Here is a 658-nt window from a genome sequence, read left to right on the forward strand (position 1 = left end):
CGATCGGATCGCGCATGCGCTGCAAGCCGAAACCCTCTTTGAGGATGACGGCGTTTGCAATTGGGAATGCCGGCAAAGCCATTGCTTACTGCCCCGTGAACGGTTTCAGGCCGTACTGGCCGCCGAGGACGCGCCGGCCGGTCCCGGTCGACAGCGAGTCGCCGACCGCGCCGTCGACCATCTTGCGCAGCGTTACCGTGATGTCGCCGTTCGGCGCCTGCTCGACCGCCGGCGACGCATCCGTGTAATTGTTGATCGTGACCTGCGGCGATCGCCCGCCGCCGGCGCTAGCGCCGAGCGCGGCCATCTGGCCCGGCGTAAAGACGCCCTCGCCGCGCTGCGCGATGATCGGGACCTCGTTGCCGGCGATGCCGCCTGTGTGGAAACGCGGCGCGTCGTCGAAATAGGCGCCATGGATGTAGCGCATCGATGTCGGCTCCGAGCCGATGATGCCGCCCGTGTGGTAGAGGCCGCCGAGGCCGCCGGTAAACCCCGTCGACGACGTTGCGCCCCCGCCGATGCCGCCGAACGAAAACCCGCCGAGGCCAGACGACGCCATCTGCAGCGACCGCATCAGCGGCTCGACGATCGTGATCTTGATAATCATCTGCTCGATCGCCTTGACGATCGCGTTCGACATGTCGGTAAAGCCCTGCCC

1 pseudogene is annotated in these 658 nt (G+C 66.6%); it reads right to left on the reverse strand.

What is annotated here, in order from left to right:
• Window positions 1–85 precede the first annotated feature (85 nt).
• Window positions 86–658 (reverse strand): annotated as a pseudogene (locus AC628_RS41410) (phage tail tape measure protein); the annotation flags it as partial.

The sequence above is a fragment of the Bradyrhizobium sp. NAS96.2 genome, from assembly GCF_001908235.1.
Classification (GTDB): Bacteria; Pseudomonadota; Alphaproteobacteria; order Rhizobiales; family Xanthobacteraceae; genus Bradyrhizobium.